This is a genomic window from Verminephrobacter aporrectodeae subsp. tuberculatae At4 (genome assembly GCF_000193225.1).
Classification (GTDB): Bacteria; Pseudomonadota; Gammaproteobacteria; order Burkholderiales; family Burkholderiaceae_C; genus Acidovorax; species Acidovorax aporrectodeae.
Genome location: NZ_AFAL01000876.1, coordinates 1 through 1039 on the forward strand (window position 1 = coordinate 1; position 1039 = coordinate 1039).

Here is a 1039-nt window from a genome sequence, read left to right on the forward strand (position 1 = left end):
GGTGCCCGTGGTGCTGCTCACGGTAAAGCCGGCGCTGCCCGCGAGTGCGGCCGGGTCCAGGGTATTGGCTTCGGTGTACGTGAGCACCAACTGGTTGCCGTTGACCATGGCGCTGTTGATTACCGGGGCCGTGGCGTCCTGTGGCCGGGTGTCCACGGTGTAGTTGGCGCTGCTGGCGGTGCCGGTCCCGGAGCGGCCTGCATCGTTGGTTACGCCGGCCTGGTTGACGCGGATGGTGTTGCTCGCGTTATTGACGTTGGCCGTGGGTGTGAGGGTGGCGGTCCAGGTTTTGCCGTCGGCGGTCGTGAGCGCGCTCAATGTGCCGTTGGCCTGAGTCAGATCGATGTCGTCCATCGTGAAGCCGTTGGCCGATTGGTTGAAGGCGAAGGTGACGGTCGTCGTTTCACCCACGGTGAGCGCGGTATCGGCCAGCGTGATCGTGGCGGCAGGGAGCGCGGTGTCCACGCGGAAGTTGTCGCTGGTGGCGCTGCCGGTACCGGCAGTGCCTGCGCCGTAGGTCACGCCCGCGAGGTTCACGCGGATGGTGTTGGTCGCGTCATTGACGCCCGCCGTGGGCGTGAAGGTGGCCGTCCAGGTTCTGCCGTCGGCGCTGAGTGCGAGGTCGCTCAGCGTGCCGTTGGCCCCGGTCATGTCCACGTCATCGAGCGTAAAGCCGTTGACGGGTTTGTTGAAGGCGATGATGACGGTCGCCTTTTCTCCCGTCATGAGGTGGTTATTGGTCAGCGTGACGCGTGCGCTCAGGTCGGATGGCTGGTTCGTGCTGCCGGGCCGGGTGTCAATGCTGTAGTTGTCGCTGGGGGAGGTGCTGTTCGCCGTATTGCCCGCCAAGTCCGTCACGCCGCGGTAGTTGACGCGGATGCTGTTGGTGGCAGTGTTGGTATCCGCTGTGGGCGTGAAGGTGGCGGTCCAACTCCTGCCATCTCCGAGGGCGGTCAGCGGACCCAGCGCGCCGTGGGCCTGTGACAGGTCGATGTTGGCGGCGGTAAAGCCATTGACGGGCTCGCTGAAGCTGAAGGTG

At 65.4% G+C, this 1039-nt stretch carries 1 protein-coding gene; it reads right to left on the reverse strand.

Translation table 11 applies throughout. The annotated features are described in order from the left end of the window. The coding region (locus VTU_RS29690; RefSeq protein ID WP_010109166.1) for an Ig-like domain-containing protein at positions 1 to 1039 on the reverse strand (1039 nt) is incomplete at both ends.